The 24,877-nt window shown below is 61.3% G+C and carries 14 protein-coding genes; 7 read left to right on the top strand and 7 right to left on the bottom strand.

What is annotated here, in order from left to right:
* Positions 1-3 precede the first annotated feature (3 nt).
* From tssE to tssA, 4 genes are read right to left on the bottom strand one after another with little or no spacing between them, the layout of a single operon-like run.
* The gene (gene tssE / locus ACLEJR_RS07515; RefSeq protein ID WP_440794744.1) at positions 4-414 is read right to left on the bottom strand and encodes a type VI secretion system baseplate subunit TssE; all 411 of its coding nucleotides are present in this window, start codon (positions 412-414) and stop codon (positions 4-6) included.
* Between the two features lie 8 nt (positions 415-422).
* Entirely contained in the window at positions 423-1,898 is a 1,476-nt protein-coding gene (gene tssC / locus ACLEJR_RS07510) for a type VI secretion system contractile sheath large subunit (protein ID WP_440794742.1), read from the bottom strand.
* A gap of 23 nt (positions 1,899-1,921) precedes the next feature.
* Positions 1,922-2,425 carry a type VI secretion system contractile sheath small subunit gene (gene tssB, locus ACLEJR_RS07505; RefSeq protein ID WP_440794740.1) on the bottom strand — a complete coding sequence of 168 codons (504 nt, stop codon included), beginning with the start codon at positions 2,423-2,425 and terminating at the stop codon, positions 1,922-1,924.
* A 32-nt stretch (positions 2,426-2,457) separates the two neighbouring features.
* Positions 2,458-4,017 carry a type VI secretion system protein TssA gene (gene tssA, locus ACLEJR_RS07500; protein WP_440813060.1) on the bottom strand — a complete coding sequence of 520 codons (1,560 nt, stop codon included), beginning with the start codon at positions 4,015-4,017 and terminating at the stop codon, positions 2,458-2,460.
* 572 nt (positions 4,018-4,589) lie between these two features.
* Here tssA and ACLEJR_RS07495 point away from each other — a divergent pair.
* The 3 genes from ACLEJR_RS07495 to ACLEJR_RS07485 all read left to right on the top strand — a co-directional run bounded on the left by ACLEJR_RS07495 (position 4,590) and on the right by ACLEJR_RS07485 (position 11,621).
* On the top strand, positions 4,590-5,621 hold the full coding sequence (locus tag ACLEJR_RS07495) for a histone deacetylase family protein (RefSeq protein ID WP_440813057.1): 1,032 nt from the start codon (positions 4,590-4,592) through the stop codon (positions 5,619-5,621).
* A gap of 11 nt (positions 5,622-5,632) precedes the next feature.
* Positions 5,633-6,733 carry a polyamine ABC transporter substrate-binding protein gene (locus ACLEJR_RS07490; RefSeq protein ID WP_440813055.1) on the top strand — a complete coding sequence of 367 codons (1,101 nt, stop codon included), beginning with the start codon at positions 5,633-5,635 and terminating at the stop codon, positions 6,731-6,733.
* Between the two features lie 271 nt (positions 6,734-7,004).
* Positions 7,005-11,621 (top strand): dermonecrotic toxin domain-containing protein, encoded by a 4,617-nt coding sequence (locus ACLEJR_RS07485; protein WP_440813052.1) that lies wholly within the window; start codon positions 7,005-7,007, stop codon positions 11,619-11,621.
* Positions 11,622-11,857: 236 nt separating this feature from the next.
* Here the strand turns inward: ACLEJR_RS07485 and pdxR are convergent, their stop codons facing one another.
* Positions 11,858-13,486, bottom strand: coding sequence for a MocR-like pyridoxine biosynthesis transcription factor PdxR (gene pdxR / locus ACLEJR_RS07480; RefSeq protein WP_440813051.1), 1,629 nt, complete (start codon positions 13,484-13,486; stop codon positions 11,858-11,860).
* 98 nt (positions 13,487-13,584) lie between these two features.
* Here pdxR and ACLEJR_RS07475 point away from each other — a divergent pair, with 98 nt between their 5' ends.
* The 3 genes from ACLEJR_RS07475 to ACLEJR_RS07465 are packed head-to-tail and all read left to right on the top strand — an operon-like array spanning position 13,585 to position 15,360.
* A complete protein-coding gene (locus ACLEJR_RS07475; RefSeq protein WP_440813049.1) occupies positions 13,585-14,226 on the top strand; it encodes an FMN-binding negative transcriptional regulator in 642 nt (213 codons plus the stop codon).
* 2 nt (positions 14,227-14,228) lie between these two features.
* A complete protein-coding gene (locus ACLEJR_RS07470; protein WP_440794727.1) occupies positions 14,229-14,675 on the top strand; it encodes an N-acetyltransferase family protein in 447 nt (148 codons plus the stop codon).
* A gap of 10 nt (positions 14,676-14,685) precedes the next feature.
* Positions 14,686-15,360 carry a GNAT family N-acetyltransferase gene (locus ACLEJR_RS07465; RefSeq protein WP_440813046.1) on the top strand — a complete coding sequence of 225 codons (675 nt, stop codon included), beginning with the start codon at positions 14,686-14,688 and terminating at the stop codon, positions 15,358-15,360.
* 58 nt (positions 15,361-15,418) lie between these two features.
* Here ACLEJR_RS07465 and ACLEJR_RS07460 read toward each other — a convergent pair whose 3' ends face one another.
* The gene (locus ACLEJR_RS07460; protein WP_440813043.1) at positions 15,419-20,368 is read right to left on the bottom strand and encodes a hypothetical protein; all 4,950 of its coding nucleotides are present in this window, start codon (positions 20,366-20,368) and stop codon (positions 15,419-15,421) included.
* A gap of 398 nt (positions 20,369-20,766) precedes the next feature.
* Between ACLEJR_RS07460 and ACLEJR_RS07455 the strand changes: the two genes are divergently transcribed.
* Positions 20,767-22,860 (top strand): autotransporter outer membrane beta-barrel domain-containing protein, encoded by a 2,094-nt coding sequence (locus ACLEJR_RS07455; RefSeq protein WP_440813041.1) that lies wholly within the window; start codon positions 20,767-20,769, stop codon positions 22,858-22,860.
* A 196-nt stretch (positions 22,861-23,056) separates the two neighbouring features.
* Here the strand turns inward: ACLEJR_RS07455 and oadA are convergent, their stop codons facing one another.
* Positions 23,057-24,865 (bottom strand): sodium-extruding oxaloacetate decarboxylase subunit alpha, encoded by a 1,809-nt coding sequence (gene oadA / locus ACLEJR_RS07450; RefSeq protein ID WP_440813039.1) that lies wholly within the window; start codon positions 24,863-24,865, stop codon positions 23,057-23,059.
* Positions 24,866-24,877 lie beyond the last annotated feature (12 nt).

The following is a 24,877-nucleotide window of genomic DNA, read 5'->3' as shown; positions in this document are numbered from 1 at the left end:
CGGCTATCCCTGTCTGACCTGGACCTGCCCGCCGCCGTCCAGGCATGCGGCGAAACTGACCTGCCGCTTCATGCTGCCAACCTCCAGGACCGCCTCGATGCTGAAGGACAATCGAAGCGGATCGGCGTCACCGGGCCTTGAAGCGACACGGACATTCCTGAGGCGGGGTTCACAGGCCTCGACGAACGCCTGGATCGCCAAGCGGGCCTGACTCCTTGCATCGTGCAGGCCCAAGCGCAGGTCATTGAGATCCGGAAGCCCGAAATCAGCCAGCGTCTGCACGCTACCCGCTCGGGTACTGAGCATCCTGGCCAAATGAGCAGCTACGGATGACGCGACACCGGCCTCGTGACTCATACCTGGCCGTGCTTCGACATCACCACCAAGGCGCTCAAAAAGGCTGCCATAAGTCATGAGGCCGCTTACGCCTTATCCAGCTTGCCGACCAGCGACAAGGTGAAATCAGCCCCCATGTACTTGAAGTGAGGCCGTACATTCAGGCCTACGCGATACCAGCCCGGCTCGCCTTCGACATCGCTGACAACGATCTTCGCCGCACGCAACGGACGACGACCACGGACTTCGGCAGCCGGGTTCTCCTGATCGGCAACGTACTGGCGGATCCAGTTGTTGAGCTCCCTCTCCAGGTCCGTACGCTCCTTCCATGACCCCAGTTGCTCACGTTGTAGAACTTTCAAGTAATGAGCCAAACGATTAACGATCATCATGTACGGCAGTTGGGTGCCCAGCTTGTAGCTCAGCTCCGCATGCTTGTCGTCGGCACCGGTGCCAAAGAACTTGGGCTTCTGCACCGAGCTGGCAGAGAAGAACGCAGCGTTATCGCTACCTTTGCGCATGGTCAGGGAAATGAAGCCCTCTTCAGCCAGCTCATACTCGCGGCGATCGGAAACCAACACCTCAGTCGCAATCTTGGTTTCGATCTCGCCCATGCTTTCGAAGTGGTGCAACGGCAGGTCTTCAACCGCGCCGCCGCTTTGAGGACCGACGATGTTCGGGCACCAGCGGAACCTGGCGAAACTGTCGGTCAGCCGCGTACCCAGCGCGTATGCGGTATTGCCCCACAAGTAGTGCTCGTGGCTGTTGGCTACGGTCTCCTTGTAGGCAAAGGATTTGACGGGGTTCTCGTCGGGATCATATGGATTACGCAACAGAAAGCGCGGCACGGTCAGGGCGATATATCGAGCATCTTCAGACTGACGCAAGCTTTGCCACTTGGCGAATTGCGGTCCTTCGAAGTGGTCCTTCAGATCCTTGATGTCCGGCAGACCCGTGAAGCTTTCCAGACCAAAGAAGCTCGGGCCGGCCGCAGCGATGAACGGCGCATGGGACATGCAGGCGACGCTCGATACGTACTGCATCAATTTCACATCGGGCGCGCTGGGAGACATGAAATAGTTGGCGATGATCGCCCCCACCGGCTGCCCACCGAACTGCCCGTACTCGGCCGTGTAGACATGCTTGTAGAGGCCCGACTGCATGATTTCGGGAGAGTCATCGAAGTCCTCCAGCAGGTCACTCTTGGAGACGTTGAGCATTTCGATCTTGATGTTCTCGCGAAAATCGGTGCGTTCGACCAGCAGTTGCAGCCCGCGCCAGGCTGACTCAAGTGCCTGGAAGTCGGGGTGGTGGAGAATCTCATCCATCTGGCGACTGAGCTTGGCATCGATCTCGGCGATCATGCGGTCGACCATGGCCTTCTTGACCGGCTCGCCGTTGTTATGCGGTTTCAACAGTTCTTCGATAAATGCCGATACGCCGCGCCTGGCGATGCTGTAGGCCTCGTCATCCGGCAAAAGTCGGGTTTGAGCGACGATGCCGTCGAGAATGCTCTGTTCGTTGTGTTCGCTAATTGCTTGCTGTGCTGCACGGGTGCTCATCGATAGCTTCCTTGACTATGGGTTCAGGCGTCCTGGACGGCGGCATTCAAGCCCAGCTCATCCAATATTCGACTGCGCGAATCCTGGTCGGCGAGCACGTTTTCGATCGCTTTTCGAAACGCCGGCGCATTGCCCAGCGGCCCCTTCAGCGCCACCAGCGCGTTGCGCAACTCCATGAGCTTGTTGAGCTCCGGCACCTGGTCGACCAGATTGGCAGGGGTGAAGTCCTTCATCGAACGCACGCGCAGCTGTACGGCCAGATCCTCGGTTTCGCTCTCTTCCTGGAGGCGGTTCGCTACGCTCAGCGTCAGGCTCAGCTCTTGCTTGGCCAGCACTTCATCGAACGTCGTTTTGTCGATGCTGATCGGCTTGCGATCCTCGACGTTGCGTTCGTCCTTGCGGTGGGTGTAGTCACCGATCGCCAACAGCTTCAACGGCAGCTCGATCTCCTCCTGGGCGCCGCCGGTGGCGGGCTTGAAGGTGATGTTGATGCGTTCCTTGGGGGCGATCGAGCCTTCTCTGGCCATGATTTTTTCCTTACGTTCCAGGGCCCGAAGGCCTATTCAATGACCCGTTCCAGGTCGAGATGACACAACCTGCGATAGGTCTCTTCCCTGTGCTCACGTATGGTGTGGCTCTGGGGTAACAGCTCGCAGCAGTTATGGAGCAGATGCAGTATCTGGAGCGCGAGTTCGGGCTCCCATACATGCAGCTCGGCGCGATGCAACATCTGGTCGAGCGCTTCGAGTTGAACCTTGGCAAGTTCGTATTTCCTGGCCGAGAAGCACAGGCGGGCCATTGCGAACCGCCAGAGGAATTGCTCGCGTGCCCCTTGGGCGCTTTGCATTCCTTGCCTGAGCGACCGGATGGCAGGCTTGAGCCCTTCCTGATGCAGGACCGCTTGGGCTTCTTCGAAGGCCTGCTCCCAAGGTGCCTGGTTGTCCCCAATGACAGCGGTATCGGGCGCAGGGCTGGCAGTTCCCAGGTGGGGCTTGACGTGGGTTTCGATCCAGGACCGAGTAGCCGGGTCGGCGAAAGCCCCCCCGTCATGCCAACGCAGGTCAATGACCCCCGGTAGTCGCTCGATGAACGATGCGAAATGGATTTCCACTTCCCGCATGGCTTGTTCGGCCTCCAGGCCTCGCAGACATTCCCAGGCAAGCCTGTGGCCATCGAACCAGAACGGGGACTTCGCCAGGCTGGCCTCGATTTCCACGAGCAGGTCCGCGTAGTGCCCCTGCCGGAAACCGTCCAAAAATCTTTTCAACGTGTCCGCCGGCAGCCCGCGAAGTTGCGTGATCTGTTCGGCGTTCCGCTCGGGCAATACGTCGATGGAGAGCCAGAGCAAGGTTCGATTGAGGCGTAGGGCACGGACATCGGTCGCTTTTTGCTTGAGCCACCAGGCACATAACTGTTGAGCGCCTTCCTGCTGCGCGCGCAGCGCCTTATGAGCCTCTTTTTCGCTTTCAATGGGGGTGCCAGGCGCGAGCAACTGCGTGGCGGCTTGTTTTACCTGGGCCACCACCGCCTCAATGGCACCGGGCTGGGGCAGGTTTTCGGTTGTACGTTGGATCATGGTGTTGAGCCGCCGGCACAGCGGCAACAACAACGGCGCGTCATCGCCCAACTGAGCGCTACAGATGGCCTCGAGGCCTGCAAGTCGCTCCGCCAGATGATGAAATATCGGCAACTGGTCCTTGATCGCTACGTCATCACCCAATGCCTGTTCCAGACGGGGCAGCAACCAACCGATGCTGGCTGCACGGGTTCGATTTCTGAGTGGATGCACCTGTGGCCAATGGTGATGACACAACTGCTGCAACAGGCCGATTCCGGCCAGCAGGCCTCGGTACGACTCGCACTGATATAACGCCCAGGTCAGCCATGCCGCGACACGCAGATCCTTCGACTGGGTGCGCAGCAGTTGCTCGCAGCCTTCAATGACCTTTGACCAGTCGACCTGACTACTTCCGTGCATCGACCCGGCTTTATTTACCTCGCGCTCCAGTGCTTCGTATTCGTTTGAAAAGCGTACATCCACGCCCACAAAACTCTCTTGGGAGATTGGGCTCCTGGCTATAGCCAGATAATGGGTGGACAGCTTTTCGGAATAGGACATTCGCGAGCCTGTTTTGAACTTTCCTAATGGACTTACATGAGTGATGGGGCTATTCGCGTTGAATCTTCGCAACGACTTGTAGGAAGTTTCATCTCATGCCGTCATTGCCCGCCCGACGCCATTCAGCATGGGCTTCGATCTTTCGAACGCCCGGCAGAATGCCAAGATTCAGAAATTAAAAAAGTAGGAAATTTCGCTTTTTCTATAAAAGCTGGAAATCAAATTCGCACTGGAAGTTTCAGAACAGAAATTGTCCCCTTAAATATTGTTTCAATGCCCCAGACGAAACACTTTCTTCACTGAATAAAAACCACACATCATTTTTTCTATGTCCTAAAGGCAAACCGTACCCACGGGATCAGCGACGGCTTCGCCGCCGAGCGGGAGCAAGCTCCCTCGCCACGGGTCGTAGCAAGGTCCGGTTCAGCGGTCCAGCCACCGAGTTCTTCCAGGGGCCATTTGCGGTCAAACCTTTTGGCCGTTTCGATCCCCTTTTGGCCTCTCCTGCCGTTCTCTGAAACGCCCTGCCCCGCAAGACTGTGAGCCAACGATTCAGCCTGCGGAGAACAACAATGCTGACGATCTATTCGGACGATCATCACCTGCACCACGGACGCTGCGAATTGATGGACGGGCAGTTGATGCCCTGTTTCGAGATGCCTTCGCGTGCCGATCACGTGCTGGAGCGGGTCAAGGCTCAAGCGCTGGGGCCCGTTGAAGCGCCGGAGGACTTTGGGTTGGGGCCGATCCAGCGGATTCACACGCCCGCCTACCTGGAGTTCTTCAAGGGCGCCTGGGCGCGCTGGGCTGAGTTCGGGCGCGACGGCGACTTGCTGCCCTTCACGTGGCCGGCGCGGACGTTGCGCACGGTCATGCCCACCAGTCTGCACGGGCAGTTGGGTTATTACAGTTTCGACGGTGGTGCGCCGATCACTGCCGGAACCTGGCAGGCGGCCTACAGCGCCGCCCAAGTGGCGCTCACCGCCCAGGCTGCGATCCAGCGCGGCTCCCGCAGTGCTTTTGCGTTGTGCCGCCCACCGGGGCATCACGCGGCCAGTGACTTGATGGGCGGTTATTGCTACCTCAATAACGCGGCCATCGCAGCCCAGGCATTCCTCGACCAGGGCCACAAGAAAGTGGCGATCCTGGACGTGGATTACCATCACGGCAACGGCACGCAGTCGATTTTTTATGAACGCAGCGATGTGTTGTTCGCCTCGATCCATGGGCACCCGGAGGCTGAATTCCCGTTTTTCCTGGGCTATGCCGATGAGCGCGGTGAAGGCGCGGGTGAAGGCTTCAATTTCAACTACCCTTTGCCGGCCGGCTCAGGCTGGGACACCTGGAGCGCGGCGCTGGAGCAAGCGTGCGGCGAAGCCCAGCGCTACGACGCCGATGTGCTGGTGGTGTCGCTGGGCGTGGACACGTTCAAGGACGATCCGATCTCGCAATTCAAGCTCGACAGCCCGGACTACCTGGCGATGGGCAAACGCCTGGCGGCGCTCGGAAAACCGACGCTGTTCGTGATGGAAGGCGGTTATGCGGTGGCAGAAATCGGCATCAATGCCGTGAACGTTCTCGAAGGTTTTCAAAGCGCCCAATGAGGAAAAACAGCATGAATAAACTCAAGCGTTTAATGGCCCCGGCCCTGTGCGCCGCGCTGCTGTGTGGCGCCGTTCAGGCCGAGGAGCGCACCTTGCGCGTCTACAACTGGTTCGACTACATCACGCCCAAGGCCCTGGACGATTTCAAGGCGCAGAACAGCCAGGTGAAACTGGTCTACGATATTTTCGACACCAACGAAGCCCTGGAGGCCAAGCTGCTGACCGGCAACTCCGGCTATGACGTGGTGGTGCCATCCAACGTATTCCTGGCCAAGCAGATCGAGGCCGGGGTGTTCCAGCCGCTGGACCGCAGCAAGCTGCCGAACTGGAACCACCTCGATCCCAAGCTGATGAAGTTGATCGAGGCCAACGATCCGGGCAACAAATTCGCCGTGCCCTACATGTACGGCACCATTCTGATCGGCTTCAATCCGGACAAGGTCAAGGCAGCCCTGGGCGACAATGCACCGGTGGACAGCTGGGACCTGATTTTCAAGGAAGAGAACATCAGCAAGCTCAAGCAGTGCGGCGTGGCGCTGCTGGACTCGCCTTCGGAGATTCTGCCTCTGGCCTTGCAGCACCTGGGCCTGGACCCCAACAGCAAGAAGCCGGCGGATTACGCCAAGGCTGAAGCGCTGTTGATGAAGATTCGTCCGCACGTCACTTATTTTCATTCGTCCAAGTACATGGCCGACATCGCCAACGGTGACATCTGCGTGGCGGTCGGCTATTCCGGCAGCTTCTCCCAGGCCGCCAACCGGGCCAAGGAAGCCAAAAACGGCGTGACGGTGGACATGCGCCTGCCCAAGGAAGGCGCGCCGATCTGGTTCGACATGCTCGCCATCCCCAAAGGCGCGAAGAACCCGGACGATGCCTACACCTTCATCAATTACTTGCTGCAACCGGAGGTGATCGCGCCGGTCAGCGATTTCGTCGGTTATCCGAACCCGAACAAGGACGCCACGGACAGGGTCGACCCGGCCATTCGCAACAACCCCAACCTGTACCCGACCGAGGCGGCGATGGCGACGCTGTACACCCTGCAGCCGCTGCCCAAGGACGCCGAGCGGGCGCGAACGCGGGCCTGGACCCGGATCAAGTCCGGACAGTGAAAGACTCTGTGAGAGCAAGGTTTGCCCGCGATCAGGGATATGCCTGTGGTGAAGATGCTGTAGGTGCCGCCGTCATCGCGAGCAGGCTTGCTCCCACGGGAGTCCGTGGTGGGCGCGGAGTTTGCGAGCCGCATTAGCCGAAACTGTGGGAGCAAGCCTGCTTCCACAGGGCATACATAGTTACCGCCTCACCCATCTGGCACCGCCCTAGCATGGAAACCCCGGAGCGTTTTGCTGCGGGGTTTCCATGTATCAAGGCAGGGAGCCATAGATGACACCCACCGCTATCACACCGATCCCCAAGCCCGAGACCAGCCCCAGGGATGTCGTGCTCAATCAGTTGCTCGCCGGGCCGACGTATCCGGAGGTCGCGTCGGTACTGCTGCGCGATGCGCTCAAGAAGCTCTACCCCGAGCTGAACCTCGATCCCTATAACACCGTGGTCGGCCAGCCGGCCTGGGACATTGTCGATGACGAAATCGTGCGCCGCCCGACACGCTATGAAACCCTTAGCGAAATGCTGGCCGGGCTGGTGAATGAAAAAAGCGATCCGATGTTGCTGATCGAAGGGTTGCACTTCCTGACGCAACTGCCGCTCACCTCCCCCGACGTGCATTTGCCAGTGCGTATCGACCAGATCGGGCGATTGCTCAACGAACTGGTACCGGCGATGTTGACGGCCTGCCAGGAGCAGCAACTGGCGTACTGGAATGCCTCGCTGGGTGAGGCCGGCCCGCGCTGGCATGAACTCTCCAGCGCACTGCGCAAGGCCTGGAATGTCGGGCATGTAAAAGGCTGGACGTCGGATGAATGCGCCATGGCCAGGCAACTGTTTCAGTATCCTGACTATAAGGACCGCAAGGAGCATGACTCTTACGACAGCCACGCGTACCTGATCGACATCGATAAGGTCGATGGCCCCGAGGTATCGCGGCTGGGCGGTAACTCGATCGTGGTGCTGATCGGCACCATCGACAAAAAAGAGGTCATCCTCAAGTACTCGATCGTCAACGGCTACCAGAAATTCGACTCCCGGCAGGCCCTGGGGCAATCCCTTCCGGACCACTTTGGCAGTGCTACTTACCGCAAGATCCAGTGGCAGCTGTTTGAGCCCGACGGCAATATTTTCGATCACAAGGCCTGCGGGATGATTGCCGAGCAGGTCAAGGTGATCGGTACGTTGCCGCAAACGTGGATGACCTACGAGAACACGCCTGCCGGCGCGGACGATCCCGATGAAGATGCGCTGGTGGCCTGGTTCCAGAAGCAGATGCCGCATTGGCTGATGGCAGCCTCGCCTTCGGATCAGACCTTGTTCGCCCAGCACATGAAAGACCTGTCGATCCTGAACCAGGTCCATGCCGGCAAGACTTACCTGGATGAAATTCCGCCGATTCGTGACTACGCCTTGAACCTGCTGAGGACCCAGATGATCGCGCAGCATCCTGACGCCGCGAAGCTGGACCTGCAAGAACTGGAGATCGAAGTCCGCAGCCCGGTCATCTGGGGTAGTTTCGTGGTACCGGGCCAGATCGACGTCACCCGTTTCAGCCTCGTTGAGCTGGCCTTGCAGAACCTGATCGCGCTGCCACTGGGCGACAAGTCCGTGGTGTTCCTGGACGAGACAGAGTTACCCGAGTGGCTGACCGTCGACTACCTCGAAGGCCTCATTACCCAGGTGGATATCGGCCGCGTATACCCCGAGTTGATCAAGCGCAAACTGCGTGACGATCCGGCGGAGTCGAGCCGCCGTGAAAAGCTGTACATCGAACAGTTGCGCATTCAGCTCCCCATGCTGGCGCTCGAATGCAAGATCCGCGGTGAAGGGCACCTGGACGACCGTGGCTACCGCTACGTCGCCGCCCTGATGGCGAGGCGGGAGGCTGATCGCAAGGTCGACGGCAAAACCATTGTCATACGCAAACTGGCCTTCGTACCCGAACTGCAACTGGGCGACGCCGAAGACATCGTCACCAATATGTTCGTCATCGGCCCCGAGGATTCGAGCGCCGGGCCTTGCCTGCTGTATCGCCCGATGCTGCAACCGCAGTTGAGCCAGTACCCCTCGTTCAGCAACCTGTTGTATGCGATCAGGCAGACCCCTTCGCTACGCCAGTCGGTGCTGGCCTGGTTACCCGACGGGGTACGTGACGACTACGGCCGTTATGTGTTCCCGGACTTGCTGCCCTCGCCCTGGAGCATCGTGGCGTTCGTGGCTGCGCCTTTGACGTCCCTGGCCAATAGCGGGCCCGTCAGCCTGACCGACAAGACCCTGGGGGCGGACTTCCTGACGCAGCTGTTCAAGGCCAACGCCGATGCCATGGTCGAGTTGGCTGATCGTCAGTCGGTTTCCAATCGAGAAAATCGCTGGGAGAGTTTCAAGCGCGCCGGCTGGCTGATATTCAATCTGGCGCTGCCGTACCTGGGCACGGCGGTCGGCACCGCAACCTGGCTCTGGCAAATCCTGGACGACATCGACAAACTGACTCAGCTCAAGGACCCGGCCGACCGGCCAGCCAAATGGGAAGTGTTCACCGACCTGCTGCTGAACGTCGCACTGGCAATCATTACACACGCCATCGACCGCGCCAGGGCCTCCCGAAAGCCATATCAGGCCCAACGCCCACAGGAAGTGCGCGAGCTGGAAAGCCTGCCCAAGCCCAAGCATGAGCTGGTGATAGAGCAACTCGAACCGCTTTCGAGCAAGGCGCTGCCGGCCGAACACTACGAGGCCATCCGTTCCAGCGGCGCCTTGATGGGCCGATCACGCGACAGCACCAGGTTGCTTGACACCTTGAGTATCGACGAACCCCAGGATCCGGGGCAGCTGCAAGCCGAGGGCGCGCTTAAAGGGCTCTATCAGCAGGGGCAGGACTGGTCGGTCAAAATGGCCGGCAGCTGGTTCAAGGTGAAGGTCGAAGGCGAGCTGGTCTCCATCGTCGATGGCAAGGACCCCACCCGCGAGGGACCGCCCCTGATAGGCGACGCTCACGGTAAATGGCACATCGACACGCGCCTGCGCATACGCGGCAGTGGCTCCAAAGCCATCAGGCAGAAAGTCGTGGCCGACGCCCAGCGGCGCCGGATCGATCTGCTGGCGGCGCTGAACAAATTCGAGGAAACGAAACCGCAGAACCAGCAACTGCTGACCATGCACGCCAAGGAAATGAACGAAGCATCGGGGCCTGCCAGGGAAGTGAAGCGCGATGAGTACGTCAGCCTGCTCAAGGCACAACGCGCGAACTACGAACAGGCACTGAAGGTGCTGATGGAGTGGCCACTCTTCCAGTCCAGACCCGACTACCCCCGCACCCGGCTCGGCTACCTGAACGCGCAGATCAACTTCACCTTCGCCGAGATGGAAGCGCTTCAGGAACGATTCGCCCCGGCCATCGGCAAGGCCAAGAGCATGGTCACCTCCAGGGTCAAGGTGCTGGAGCAAGAGCACATCGATGCGGCCCAGAACATGGTCAACGTCGGCGATGACATGATCGAGCGCCTGGACTACATGGAAACACGCTTCACCGAGCTCAAGGAACTCGGCTATGAAGGCTTCGAATTCATCCGCCGGCACCGCAGAAAAATGCCGCTCTACACCGCCGCCGACCTGCGCCTGATCAAGCTGGATATGTACCGCCACCTGTGCCTGTCACTGGAAAGCGTCGAGACGATGCCCGAAGGCTGGGAAGCGCTCAACCAGGTTGTCGATAACGCCACGGTTGCGTACCAGAGCCTGCGCGACGCGATCGATGAGCGCAGCGTGATCCGACTGGACGAGCGAATCGATGCATTTGGCAGCCTGGCCGAACAGTTCGCCGCCATCGATGAACACCTTCACTACCTGGGTACCGAATACCGGGGCAGCGTACTGCCGCAGCAACTGACTCGCCTGCGCACGGGAATCGCTGCGCTCGAGCAGTGGACGGTCTATCACCTGGCGTCTGCCCTGGATGAAAGACGCGACCGGCGAAACGCCGGCTCGCCTTATGAACAGCGCCCCAGGCCCAGGAAAAAATTCATTCGTGCGCGCTTCTGGGGCCTGGTCAGTGGCGAACCGCGCCTGTCCAGAATGATGGAAGAAACCGATTGGCTCGACGTGAAGAATCCGTTCTCGGGAGACATCATCGTCACCTTCCACCGCAAGGAGACCGGTGAATGGATTCCCCATGTGAAACCGGACGCTGCGTCTGCCACGGTGCCGGCACTGGACGTCAGCATCGTCAAGGGTAATAACCTGATCAACGGGCTGACGGCATTTAAGGCGCAGATGGAGGAGGCGGTGAAAAAGCCCGGCCAGACAACCGCCGGTATCGGCATGGTGCTCAACGCTCACGCCGGTCGAATGGAAAAAGTCAGCGCGGCGATCAAAAAAGCGCTCGATCAGGCCCAGGGTGTGGAATCCAACGAAACCTTCGAGCTGCCCGAGGCACAACGGCGCTCGGCAGAGGCCCTGCGCACGCAACTCGATAAGGAAGCGAGCGCCCTGTATGTCCTGGGCTTCGACACTGTGATGAGTGTGATCAAGCAACGCCCGCCGACCATGAGTGGCGTGGTATGGCTCAAGAGTCGCAACCAGATCTCCATCAGCAAAAAGACGAACCGGCAGCGCATCAAGCAGCCGCCCTACGGCTACCTCGACCGCTATGAGATCAAGGACCTGAAGTCCAACAAAACGCTCTGGTTTGCCGATTTCCGTTATTCGACCAACTGGGTGCCCGCCTACACTTTTCTGTCGGCACGCTTGAAAACCGTGGAGCAAGCCAACGAGAGGAGCACCCTTGACGAGGTGAACCAGCCCCTTAGCCAACGACAACTGATCGACCTTTACCGCAGTGAAATTGCGGTGGATCAGGCCAAGGAGGTGTTCTTTCAGAAGAAACACTCATGACACTCAGCGTTGGGCCTGTAAGGCTGTTCACTTAAGGCTTGTCTGACTCATTGTGGCGAGGGAGCTTGCTCCCGCTGGACTGCGCAGCAGGCCCATCACAGCTGGCGGCGTTTTGCCTGCTGAACCGGGTTGCCGCTACGGGGGCCGCTGCGCAGCCCAGCGGGAGCAAGCTCCCTCGCCACAGGTTGGGTGATTGTTGAATGAGCGGCGTTGCACTTCATGGCAGGTCTGACGCCTCAGTTTCTCCAGGCTTTCACCAGGTCCGCCAGCGCCGTTGCAATCGCCGCTGGCGGGACGGCAGCGAAACCCAGTACCAGCCCGGCCCGAGCCTGCTCTGCCGGGGTAGCCGGTAACCAATAACTGCTCAGACCATTGATTTCGACCCCCACCGCAGTGGCCTGCGCGATCAACTGGCGTTCACGTTCAACGTTGTCCACCGGCACCATGACGTGCAGGCCCGCGACGACCGTGGGCATGGCACGGACCCCGGCGATAGCCTTCGGCCAACCGGCCAGCAGCGCATCACGCCGGGCCAGGGCGGCCCGGCGCATGCGCCGGATATGCCGCTGAAAATGCCCGGCGGCCATGAACTGGGCCATCACCGCCTGAGTACTGACTTCCGAGTGGCGCACATCCACCGCACGGCGCCGGGCGAACGCGTTGACCAGGCCCGGCGGCAGTACCAGGTAGCCCAGGCGCAGCGCCGGGAACGCCACCTTTCCAAACGTGCCGACGTACAGCACCCGTCCCTGGCGATCCAGCGCCGCCAAGGGCGCCAGCGGTGCGCCGCTGTAGCGGTACTCACCGTCATAGTCGTCTTCGACGATCCAGCCATCGTTGCGCTCGGCCCAGGCCAGCAGCTCCAGGCGCCTGGGTAGACTCATGACCACCCCGGTGGGGTATTGATGAGACGGCGTGACGTACGCCAGCCGACAATGGCTCAACGAAGCAAGCGCGGAGCAATCCAGGCCGTCGCTGTCCACCGGCACGCCCCGCACCTCAGCCCCGGCTACGGCAAATGCGTGCCCGGCAGCGCGATAACCAGGGTTTTCCACCGCCACCACATCGCCGGGGTCCACCAACAGCTGTGCACAAAGGCTGATGCCCTGTTGGGCGCCGCTGGTGATCACAATTTGTTCAGCCGTGCATTGCAGGCCTCGGGAACTGCGCAGATAGGCGGCGATCAGGCCGCGCAGGCGTGCATCGCCCTGAGCATCGCCGTAGCACAGCTGTTGCAGATCCGGTTTACGCCAGAAAGCCGCATTCAGCTTGGCCCAGACGTCGAATGGGAACAGATCGAACGCCGGCACGCCCACTCGAAAAGCCCGTGGCGGACCGCTGGGTGGCTGGGCCAAATGGTTCTTTTGGACCCGCTCCAGCGCATCACTGTGGATAACTTTACTGGATGGACCCACAGGTAAATCCAGCCAATCTGTGGATAAGGCTGTGTATAAGCCTGTTGAAAACCCTGTGGATATATTTGTGGATATATTTTCCGGCGAAGGGCTTTTCGCGAGCAGGCTCGCTCCCACGTTCGAATGCACATTCCCGCGGGTGCGGGCCTGCTCGCGATGGGGTCCGCCCGTCACCAGAGAAGACAGCTCAGCCACATATGTGCCGTCCCCCACCCGCCCCTCGATGAATCCCTCGGCGTATAGCTGATCGTAAGCGCGCACCACGCTGTTACGGGAGATCGACAACGCCGTCGCCAGGTCACGACTGGCCGGCAGCCGCGTGCCACTGGCGAGGCGCCCGTCGAGTACCCGCGCACGCAACGCCTGGTACAGCTGGCGACTGAGTCCATGACGACGGTCCAGCTCGATTCCGGCGGGGTTGAATGACAGCGGCGGCACGGTGGGGCTCATGACAACCTCGCAATGGTCCTATCGAATTGGCCTGAAGTGGCTCTTACAACAGACCAATAGCCTGCCTAGGATGCTCGCAATCGCCAAGGAAAATCGTCATGTACAACCCCAAAGCTTTCGCCGTGGAGGACCTGTCCGAGCTGCACCGGATGATGGACGACTGCCGCCTGGCCGTGTTGATCACCCAAGGTGAGCACGGCTTGCAGGCCAGTCATCTGCCGCTGTTGCTGGATACGCAACAAGGCCCCAACGGCAGCCTTTATGGGCACATGGCCCGGGCCAATCCGCAGTGGCGCGACCTGCAAGCCGGGGCACAGGCCCTGGTGGTTTTTGCCGGGGCCGATGCCTACGTCAGCCCGGCTTTCTATCCCGGCAAAGCCGAGCACGGCAAAGTCGTGCCGACCTGGAACTACCTGGCCGTACACGCCTACGGCAGTGCCGAGGTGTTCAGCGATCCGCATCGGCTGCGCAAGCTGGTCGGCGCCCTCACCGACCGCCACGAAACCGGTCGCAGCCAGCCCTGGAAACTCGACGATGCGCCGGCCGAATACATCGACAGCATGCTCAAGGCCATCGTCGGGTTCGCCCTGCCCATCCAGCGTTTGGAAGGCAAGCGCAAGCTCAGCCAGAACCGCAGCCCGGCGGACGCCGCCGGGGTACAGAACGGCCTCGCCGCCAGCCTCGACCCGCAGGATCAGGCGCTCGCACGCTTGATGCCCGCCCCCTCGCCCAAGGAGTGAACATGAGCCAGACCCAGATCCGCCTCGTCAGCGCTGACGACCACGCCGCCTGGCTGCCGTTGTGGCAGGCCTACCTGCGGTTCTACAACACCGAACTGCCGGACGCCGTCAGCCAGAGCACCTGGCAACGCTTGCTCGACGAGCGCGAGCCGACCCACGGTGCACTCGCCTGGCAGGGCGATAAGGCGGTAGGCCTGGTGCACTTCATTTATCACCGCTCGAACTGGAGCATCGAGAACTCCTGCTACCTGCAAGACCTGTTGGTGACGGAACAATGCCGCGGCACGGGCGTCGGCCGGCAGTTGATCGAATTCGTCTACCACACCGCCAAGGCCGACGGTTGCTGCAAGGTTCACTGGCTGACCCACGAAACCAACGCGACCGCGATCCAGCTCTACGAGCGCGTCGCCGAACGGCCTGGCTTCATTCAATTTCGCAAAGCCCTGTAAGGAGCGCAGCATGTCGATTTCACTCGCCAATTGGAAAGGTGTCCCGGCGCCTACCACTCGACTGATCGAAGGAAGGTTCATCCGCCTGGAAAAGCTCGACCCGGCGCGCCACGCCGACGGGTTATGGCAAGCGCTCGAAGGCCCCGGCGCCGATCCGAAACTCTGGGACTACCTGCCCTACGGTCCGTTTTCCGAGCGCAAGGCATTCAATGCCTGGCTGGACAACCACGCTGCCCATCTCGACCCGTATTTCTTCACCGTGATCGATCGCGCCAATGAACAGGTGCAAGGCATCCTCAGCCTGATGTCCATCGTTCCCGCGCAAGGCCGCATCGAGATCGGCCACGTAACCTTCGGCGCGCCGATGCAGCGCTCGCCGAAAAGCACCGAGGCGGTGTACCTGCTGGCGAAGGAAGCGTTTGCCCTGGGCTATCGGCGCCTGGAATGGAAGTGCAACAACGCCAACGCCCGTTCGCGCTACGCCGCCGAACGGCTGGGCTTCACCTTTGAAGGCGTGTTCCGTCAGCACATGGTGGTCAAGGGACAGAACCGCGACACCGCGTGGTACTCGATGCTGGATTCGGAATGGCCGGCGCTCGGCGCGGCGTTCGAGCGATGGCTCAGCGACGAGAATCAGCGAGAAGGCGGCCAGGTGCGCAGCCTGGCCGAATGTCGCTCGGCGTGATGAGCGAGCGAGGATCGCCACCGCGCATCGGCGCGCGGTGGCGATCGTTCAAGGTCGATCAGGATTCAGGCGGTTTTCTCGTGGCCAGGAACGGCTCGAGTACCTGCGGCGTCACCCCGCTTCGAGCGTACGGCCAGGCCCATTGGGGTATGGCCCCATGGGCACTGACATAACTGGCGAAATCCAGCCGGCCATGCCCTGTGGAGCTCGCCGAAAAATCGAAGTTATGCAGGAAGTACTGAACCTGTCGGTCGCTCATGGTGAACGCATCCCGGATCAGTCGATGCGCCCGGGCCTCATCATTGACCAGGCTGTCGATCAAGGCGCTGGTGAGCGCCGACTCGCTGTCCAACGAACCTGGTCGCCCCAATGCGAAACGGATGTTGTCGTCGCTGAACTGCGGCCCGATCAAGTCGTGCCAGATCGCCCTGGCGCTGTCGCGCGAAATCCCGCGCATCGAGCGAATGGAGACCCAAAGGTTCGGCCGGTTGAACAGGATCGCGACCCGGCTGTTGGACAGCGGCTGCCCTGGCAAACTAAACAACCGGGCGACCGCCGACAGGTCACTGTCCTTGACGTACCGGACCTCCTGGAGAAAGCCGAAGAAATCCAGCAAGGCCTGGCGATGGGTGAACAGGCTGTGCAGGTTCCAGTCGTCGAACGGCCGCATCCAGTTGATATCGATGGCGCCATACCTCGTCAATTCGTCATAGCGGCCGCTGACGTAATCGCCGATGAGCTGAAGGCGCGAGTTGGAGATGCTCGGTGTGCGTATCCATTGCGACAGCAGGCTCACGGGGAACAGGCCTCCCAGGTTGGAGGCGATCACCGGAGACTTGAGTAGAATGCTTGCCCGCGCCTGCAACACGGGAAATCGCTCCAGCGCCACGGTGAGCAAGTCGACAAGGTCATCGGCGCGGTCGTAATAAATGTGTTGCTCCAGCAAGTCCGCGTCGTCATCCATGAGGTTGCCGGTCTCCTGCTCGTAGCGTCTCTTGGCCTTCTTCAAGTCATCGCGGTCCACCAGGTAGGCACCGTTGAGCGCCTCTTCGAGCTGCGTCTCGTTGAGGTGGCCATGCAGGGCGTCGTCATAGCGCACATAGGCCAGGCTGTTCCTGGGATGGTGATCGGTCAGCTCACGGGCCTTGAGCCCGTATTCGAGCATGATGTGCACCACGTCCTGGGAAAACATCAGGTATTCATTGTTGAGCAGTTCGACGATTTCCGAACGGTTGATGGGCCCCAACAGCGTGTCTTCGAAGAAGGTCCGCAGGGATCGATCGGTTTGCGTGTAGTACGGGATGCTGCTCAGTATCGGGCGACCCGGTGCCCGGGGGGACAGGTAACTGCCGATGTGCCGCAGGATTTCGGGCGGCAGGGCGGCGTCCCAGGCCTGATTCAATGTTCGGCGAGCAGCATCGCCAGCATAGAGGTTGAGAAAATTCACCAGCGGTTGAAACAGGTTATGCGGGTTGTGCGTGCCGTAGACAATCTGGCTCACATCGAAGACCGCGGCCTTGCCCATCAGATGCTCCAGGGAACGTGCATTGTCGGCGAGCGCTTGCTGCAGGCCGGTGGGCGGGGCCACCAGGTAATTGCTCATCTCGGGGTGGCCTTCGATGTAGGCAGCGGTTTCGTTACGCAGCCCCTGCATCGAAAACCTCTGTGACGGCTGGCCCTCGTTCAACCCTCGGGCGACGGCGTTGAAGAAGCAGTTGCCGTCGGGGTCGAACGTGACGTCGGTATCGCCCGCCAGCCGCAGCGTGTAGTGGTCTTCCCCTGTGCGAATCAGCACGACGTCCGTGTCGGCGCGCAGCGGGTGCGTGCCGGTCGGGTAGCCGCTTTCGACCACGCCCGGGGTAAAGCGTATCGACCAGTCCTGGTGTCCACGCCGTTGATCGATGACCAACAGGCTGCGGTTTCGCGGCCAGCTTGGAAGGCGGGTGATGAGCGCGGGGACCAGGTCCATGATCTCGACGTCCCACTCATTGGGCGTGCGGACCAGGTCGGCCACGGCGCGAAGCGCGGTCGAGGGTTGTTTGGCGCTCGACGGGCCCGCTTGAGGCGAACCTGCAGGCGAGCGCTTACCCCCGCCCAAGCCAAAGCCGACGGCGTGCCATTCGCCATTGGGCGCACGCGCCACGGTGCTTCTCATCACGCCACTGGAGCGGATGTTCAACCCTGACACCGGGTCGACGATGGTCGCCTCGACGGCCCCGAGCGGCGTGTGGTCGTGCACCCGAAACACCGTTCCGTCGGGTTGCTGCACATACACCCGGCGCGCGGCGCTCCCCGTGGCGCTGTCGGTGATGGTGGGGCGATAGAAGCCGCGGGCGTCCGCGGGCAGCCCCCGGATCACCGTGGTATCGGCCACGGCATAGCGCCGATAAAGCGCCGCTTCGAGGGGCAGGCCAAACGGCGCGCCAGGCGCGTTCTGGCGCGCCGTCACCGCCAGGAAGGAGGAACCTCCGCGTAGGTTGAAGCTCACGCCACCAAGGCCTGCGGTCTTACGGGTATTGGCCACCGCATGGACAAACGCCAGCGTGGTCGTGTTCGTTGGCACCGCGCCGGTTCTGAGCACCAGCAAGCCGGTCCTGATGGCACGGGTCAGCATCTGGAAGCCGGGGATCAGCAACAGGGCGGCCAGGTCCATGACGATTTCCACCGCCATCATCACCAGTCGCGCAGTGGTTTGCAGGCCGATGTCGCGATTGCTGTTGGAGCGGTGATCCGCGTAGGCGCTGTGGTAGTTGACGTGGGCCCGGTGAAAACTCTCCAGCCAATCGTCGCTGATCAGCCAGCCCCGAATCAGGGGACGCCCACGGTGCTGGCCCAGGGCGCGTTTGATTTCTTCCTGATCGAGGGCTGAAATTCGCGAACGGAAATACGTGCGCCACTCTTCCTGCTGCAACAGCCCGGTAATGCCGTCGCTCAGGTCGGCGAATTCATGCAGGTCATTACCCTGGGGGCTGTCCGGAAAATACACGCCCACGGTGCCCTTGATGTCTGGCCCGGCCTGGTCTGAAAAGATCAACGCACCGTCGATGCTCAGGGCATTGCGCGGCGCGCTGCCCTGAGCATCGACACTGCCTCCCAGGAGCAGACCGTAGACATGAACCCGGCGGCCTCCCACCCATGGCCGCGTGGCAACCGTGGGAGATTGCACGATCGCCTCCAGCCAACTGGCCAACAGCTTTGGCGGATGGGCGGGCTTGGCGACCGGATCGATCACACGCGCCTTGAACACGGCGTCGCCCTGGAGCGTCGCCTCATAGCCCTTGAATAGCAGGTTGGCCCGGTAGGCCGCCTTCCAGGCCGACTTGTAGCGAGGTTCGTTCATTCGCTCGCGCAACAGGAGTTCATAGTTGCCACCGGCGTCGATGCTCGTCGCCATCCTGGCCAGCTCGCCTCCGGTCATCGTGACCGAGAAGCCACTGTCCGGGTGCCGAATGCGTTGACCGTGGCGGTCGATCAGGTACACCGCCAGCACTTCGCGCATGGCGTTCGGGTATTGCTGCGCCCGCAGATTGTCGAGCATCAACTGAGTCAGGCTAGTGGTCCGCGATTGTCTCGGGTTGGCCCTGTCGCCGAAGAACAGCTTGACCTGGGTCCGATCCGGGTCCACGTCGATGCGCGGGTGGAAGGCTTGTTGTACGTACTGCCTGATCTTCTGCTGCGTGAACCGCACCAGCGTCGGCACGTCGCTGCCCAGAACGTAGACGGCGTCGAATACCTGGCTTTCGAGACGCCGATAATGGGCCTGCTCGGCCGGGGCCGCGCTCTTGTAGAAAGCGGGGCGACGCTTCTCTATCAAGGCTTCCTGGCGGGCCACCAGTGGCCCGGCCAACGATAACGACGGCAGGCCGAGGGCATCTTCGGTGAGCCGCGCAAAATCATTCACCGCAACCGTTGGGTTTGCGGGCGCGCTGAAAACCTTTTCCAGCGCCGCGCCTTGCATCTGCAGCAGGTCCGCGGCCGCCACCTCGAAGACATGCCCCGACAGTTCCGTGGAAATGTCCCGGATCACGTGCTCCTGACCGTCAAGAAAGGGCCGTACGCGGCTGACCAGGTCCTGGAACGCTTCGAAGCGCTCAAGCCCACGCTCCAGGGAATACAGGAACAGCGAAGGCCGGTCGGTAAACTTGATCACCATCGCCGCCGGCCACTTCTGCCGCTGTGCCGCGCCGCTGTCGAGCATGACTGCATAGACATGGGGCACGGGAGCGCGCGACAAACGACTCCGGTCGTCTTGGGACGGATGCGTGGTGATGAGGTCCAGCAGACGATCGTCATCGCTTTGCTGGATTCGCACAGCCTGGCTGGGCTGGGCGACAGGGTCCCGATCGGCCTTGTACAGATCGAACAGGTGCAGGAAGCGTCGGGACAACAACTGCGCCAGGGCGGCTTGCGTGGTGGACGAGGCCGTCACGCCCAGCGCCGCCTCCCAGTCCTTGCGCTGGCGAAAACGCGCCAGCTCGTCACGGAACTCACGTTTCACCTGCTCGTTCGTGGGCGGGTGTGGGATATGGAACACCGTCTGCAGGGCCCGCAACGTAGGCACGTCGAGCGCGCCGGCAAAGAGGCTGTCGGCGTCCTTGAGGGAATCGGGGCGAGTGAAAAAACCGACGCCACCGTTGGCAAAGTCAGGGGCAGTGCCGGTTATCAGGCTGTTGCGCAGCAGCTGGGTAAAGCTTTCTGTTGAAATCAGGATGCGTTGGCCGTTCGGGCTCGTGGTGAAGCGGTTCACATAGCAGTGATCCGGTTCCAGTCCCGCCAGCAGCGATGGACGAAACATCTTTGCCGCAATCCTGGCCTTGAGCAGGCCGACCAGCAGGTTTCCCATGACCTTGTCGAAGGTGGGAACGGCGGCGAACAACCGGGACAGCTGTACCTGGTGGGTGTCCAGCAGGTCCAACTGCCTGAGTTGCTCCCTCGCCTGGGCGTCGGTCGCTTCCGACCGGGGGCCGGGCGATGCAACACCCGGTTCATCGTTGGGGAAAATCGACATCTGAAGGGTCCGGTTCTGATTGAAGAGTCCGGACCCTATCGCGCCGTTCGAGCCGCCATGGCGTACATATGTATGGGAGACAGCTGGGCCGCTGCGCGAGCGTAAGTTGATGTGACCATGGCCCGTCAAACCGACCGGTCCGAGGATGCTGTAGGGCAAAGCGTCAGCCCTTGCCAGCCGACACCATGAATCATTGAGTGCGCCGCCAGTGGCCTACGGATTTCATCCGCCGCGTCTTGCCCGCAGCAAAGACATGGCTGGCATCGCTCGACGGGTGGAATTTTTACAGTGCGGACTCCCTTCATGAGAGGTCGCATTCGATGCCCGCCCGACATTCATACCCGCCCCGACACCTCGCCCTGGCCGTTGCGCTGGTGCTGGGTAGTGCTGATATCTGTATGGCTCAGCCGTTGGCCGATATCCCCACAACGGCCGAGCTGCAAGGTCGTCTCAAAGCGTTCGCCGAGGCGACGGACACCCATCCGAGCAAGAATCTCAAGCCTCACAAGGACGGCGAGAGGCTGACGGACATCAACGACCTGGCCATCCTCAACGGACGCGGAAAATTCGTTGGTGCCGTGGACGGGGGTGGCGGCACGAACATGCTGAAACTGGACATTGCCAAGGGCGGGAAACTTGAAGAGGCGCGCCATTTCGAGGCGTTGCATCTGACAAAAGGTGAGTGGCAACACACTGGACGCTTCGCTGGCTGGGCTGTGATCGAGCCGAAGACCACACTCGTGAACAGCGGCCATATCGAAGGACCGATCGGCGTGCTCGGTACGTTGGATAACCAGGGCGTGTTGGCCAATCGCATCATTGTCGAGCCCGAAGCGCGCATGACCAACACCGGCACTGTCACCGGCCGTGTGGAGGTGCGCGAGAAAGCCTGGTTCGGTGGCAATGGTACGGTGGAGTGGCTCAACGTCGCGGGCCAGCTGGAAATCGGCCCACAGACCGGTGCGCCGTCGGTGGTCCGGGATCTTTCCCTGTCGGAAACGGCCAACCTGATTCACCGGGTCAACGCCGAGGGCCATTACGCCACCCTCGACGTGGGCGGTACCGCACGCCTGGGCAACGCAACATTGACCGTCACCGGCGTGGCGGGCGATGCCATCGAGAACGGCGCGCATACAGTGATCCGGGCGAACGCCATCGAAGGTGAGTTCGGCGAGGTCGTCAATGAACTGGCCTTTATGGACGCCAATGCAGACTACCTGGACAAGGAAGTTCGCCTGACCTACACCCGTAACTACGTACCGGTCACGCTGGCAGCGACCACCGAAAACGGGCAATCGTTCGTCGAGGCTGTTGAAGACCTGCAGCCGCTCAAACCGACAGTGACCGAGCCTATCGAAGTAGCCATCATTGCCGAGGCTGCGGTGGTTCCAGCGGAAACAAAAGCAACGGCAACCCCGCTCGTCGAACCCCTGCAAGCAGCGGCTCAAGCCTCGGTCGCCCCGGCGCAAACGGCCCAGTCCCAACCAAAACCCAACACCGCCATCAATGCCCTGCTCGGCACCAACCTGACGACCGCCGCCGACGCCATCGACCAGCTCACTGGCTATGACGTGGCCGACCTGGGCAATGCCACCTTGAGCAGCATCACCCCCATCGGCACCGGGGTGCTCGCGGCCATGGGCCGGAGCAATCCCCAGGGCGCCCATGGCAACGGCCAGGTCTGGGTCCAGGCCATCGGCAACAGCGGCCGCATCGGCAAACATCTGGACGACTACGCCCTGAAGCATTCGACTACAGGGGTGCTGTTAGGGACCGATTGGGCAATCAGCCCGGCTTGGCGCCTGGGGATCGCCGGCGGCAAGAGCGAGACGCGGCTGGACGGTTATCGATTCGATGGCGGGCTCGACAGTTGGCACGTCGGCGCCTACGCCTTGCGTCAGGACGGGCCGCTGGCGCTACGCCTGGGCGCGGTGTACGGCAACCACGAAGGCAACACCAAGCGCCACGTCGACTTCAATGGCTTCAACGATCGCTTGAAGGGTCGTTACGACGCCAGCACGCAGCAGGTCTTCGGGCAAATCGGCTACAACCTGGACGTTGGTCATTTCGATATCGAGCCCTACGTCCAGCTGGGCTACCAGCGCTACCAACGCGATCACTTCACGGAGAAAGGCGGCGACGCGGCGCTGCAGTTCGAGGGCCAGACCCAAGACCACTACACCAGTGGTCTGGGCCTACACCTCGCCCGCGCCTTCGTTCTGGACCAGGGCACGCGGTTGATTCCCCGGCTGAATGTCGGCTGGAAGCACCTCTATGGCGACGTCCGCGGCAGTTCTCGCCAGCGTCTGGTCGACGGCGGCAAGATTTATACCGTCGAAGGCATCGAACTGGACCGGGACAGCCTGCAGCTGGAAGCCGCACTGGACCTGGCCGTTTCGCCGCGACACACATTGGGACTGAGCTACAAGGGTGAAACCGGCCAGGACAATCGCAACGGTGCGTTGATGGGGCAATGGCGGATGGTGTTCTGACCTGTTCCGTGCAGACCTCCATCCCCTGTGGGAGCGCGCCTGCTCGCGGTGACGGCGTCACAATCACCGACTATGCGCGCTGACCCAACGCTATCGCGAGCAGGCTCGCTCCCACAGGGGGGCCGCGAAAATTCAGGCAAAAAAAAGGGGAGCCCATGCCCCCCCGAGGTTAAAACGTTGTATCGAGGCTGTTCGTTCAGCCTTCGATCTCGATCAGGATCTCGCCCGGGTTGACCCGGTCGCCCTTGGCCACGTGGATAGCGGTGACCTTGCCGGCGATAGCCGCCTGGACTTCGGTTTCCATCTTCATGGCTTCGGTGATCAGTACCGCCTGGCCGGCCTTGACCACGTCGCCTTCCTTGACCAGCACATCGACGATGTTGCCCGGCATGGTGGTGCTGACGTGGCCTGGTGCAGTGGCTTGCTTGCGCTTGCTGCTGCCGCCGCCGACGAATTCGTTGAGCGGCTCGAACACCACCTCTTCCGGCATGCCATCGATGGACAGGTAGAAGTGACGCTTGCCTTCGGCTTTGACGCCGACGCCGGTGATGTCGACGCGGTAGGTCTCGCCGTGCACGTCGATGACGAACTCGGTCGGCACGCCTTCGCCGCCGGCAGAGCTGACAGCGCCTGCCTCGGGGATCGGCAACAGCACTTCCGGAGTCAGGGTGCCGGCTTCGCGTTCTTCGAGGAACTTGCGGCCGATGTCCGGGAACATGGCATAGGTCAGTACGTCTTCTTCGGACTTGGCCAGCGCACCGATTTCGCCACGCAGCTTGGTCATTTCCGGCTTGAGCAGATCGGCCGGACGCACATCGATCACATCTTCGCTGCCGATGGCCTGACGACGCAGCTTCTCATTCACCGACCCCGGCGCCTTGCCGTAGCCGCCTTGCAGATAAAGCTTCACTTCGTTGGTGATGGTCTTGTAGCGCTCACCGGCCAGTACGTTGAAGAAAGCCTGGGTGCCGACGATCTGCGAGGTCGGAGTCACCAACGGCGGGAAGCCGAGGTCTTCGCGCACCCGCGGGATTTCCGCCAGCACTTCGTTCATCCGGTTCAGCGCGCCCTGCTCTTTCAACTGGTTGGCGAGGTTGGAGATCATCCCGCCCGGCACCTGGTTGACCTGGACGCGGGTGTCTACCGCCGTGAACTCGCTTTCGAACTGGTGGTACTTCTTGCGCACGGCGTAGAAGTACAGGCCGATCTCTTGCAACAGTTCCAGGTCCAGACCGGTATCGAACTCACTGCCCTTGAGGGCGGCGACCATCGACTCAGTGCCCGGATGGCTGGTGCCCCAGGCGAAGCTGGAGATCGCGGTGTCGATGTGATCGGCCCCGTTTTCCACGGCCTTGAGTTGGCACATCGCAGCCAGGCCGGCGGTGTCGTGGGAGTGGATGAACACCGGCAGCGATTGCTCAGCTTTCAGTACCTTGACCAATTCGCCGGTGGCGTAGGGGGTCAGCAGACCGGCCATGTCCTTGATCGCCACCGAATCGCAACCCATGGCTTCCATCTGCTTGGCCTGAGCCACGAAGGCATCGATGGTGTGCACCGGGCTGGTGGTGTAGGCGATGGTGCCCTGGGCATGCTTGCCGGCAGCCTTCACCGCTTCGATGGCAACCCGCAGGTTACGCACGTCGTTCATTGCATCGAAAATCCGGAACACATCGATGCCGTTGACCGCCGCCTTGGCAACGAATGCGCGGACTACGTCATCGCTGTAATGGCGGTAGCCCAGCAGGTTCTGGCCGCGCAGGAGCATTTGCAGGCGGGTGTTGGGCAAGGCCGCGCGCAGTTGGCGCAGACGCTCCCAAGGGTCTTCCTTGAGGAAACGCACGCAGGCGTCGAACGTCGCACCGCCCCAGACTTCCAGCGACCAATAGCCGACTTTGTCGAGCTTGTCGCAGATCGGCAGCATGTCTTCGGTGCGCATGCGGGTGGCAAGCAGCGATTGGTGGGCGTCGCGCAGGATTGTGTCGGTAACAAAGATCTTCTTGGACATGTTCATGATTCC

It is taken from the genome of Pseudomonas sp. SMN5 (assembly GCF_052041925.1).
In the GTDB taxonomy this organism is placed as follows: domain Bacteria; phylum Pseudomonadota; class Gammaproteobacteria; order Pseudomonadales; family Pseudomonadaceae; genus Aquipseudomonas.
Note: the sequence above shows the minus strand (reverse complement) of the source record. Positions and strands in the feature narration are given on the sequence as shown.

Coding starts and splice junctions, on each gene's coding strand:
- pdxR (WP_440813051.1), bottom strand. CDS start 13,486: ATGAGCCCCACCGTGCCGCCGCTGTCATTCAACCCCGCCGGAATCGAG.
- ACLEJR_RS07495 (WP_440813057.1), top strand. CDS start 4,590: ATGCTGACGATCTATTCGGACGATCATCACCTGCACCACGGACGCTGC.
- oadA (WP_440813039.1), bottom strand. CDS start 24,865: ATGTCCAAGAAGATCTTTGTTACCGACACAATCCTGCGCGACGCCCAC.
- tssE (WP_440794744.1), bottom strand. CDS start 414: ATGACTTATGGCAGCCTTTTTGAGCGCCTTGGTGGTGATGTCGAAGCA.
- tssA (WP_440813060.1), bottom strand. CDS start 4,017: ATGTCCTATTCCGAAAAGCTGTCCACCCATTATCTGGCTATAGCCAGG.
- ACLEJR_RS07455 (WP_440813041.1), top strand. CDS start 20,767: ATGGCTCAGCCGTTGGCCGATATCCCCACAACGGCCGAGCTGCAAGGT.
- ACLEJR_RS07490 (WP_440813055.1), top strand. CDS start 5,633: ATGAATAAACTCAAGCGTTTAATGGCCCCGGCCCTGTGCGCCGCGCTG.
- ACLEJR_RS07475 (WP_440813049.1), top strand. CDS start 13,585: ATGTACAACCCCAAAGCTTTCGCCGTGGAGGACCTGTCCGAGCTGCAC.
- ACLEJR_RS07460 (WP_440813043.1), bottom strand. CDS start 20,368: ATGTCGATTTTCCCCAACGATGAACCGGGTGTTGCATCGCCCGGCCCC.
- ACLEJR_RS07470 (WP_440794727.1), top strand. CDS start 14,229: ATGAGCCAGACCCAGATCCGCCTCGTCAGCGCTGACGACCACGCCGCC.
- ACLEJR_RS07485 (WP_440813052.1), top strand. CDS start 7,005: ATGACACCCACCGCTATCACACCGATCCCCAAGCCCGAGACCAGCCCC.
- tssB (WP_440794740.1), bottom strand. CDS start 2,425: ATGGCCAGAGAAGGCTCGATCGCCCCCAAGGAACGCATCAACATCACC.
- ACLEJR_RS07465 (WP_440813046.1), top strand. CDS start 14,686: ATGTCGATTTCACTCGCCAATTGGAAAGGTGTCCCGGCGCCTACCACT.
- tssC (WP_440794742.1), bottom strand. CDS start 1,898: ATGAGCACCCGTGCAGCACAGCAAGCAATTAGCGAACACAACGAACAG.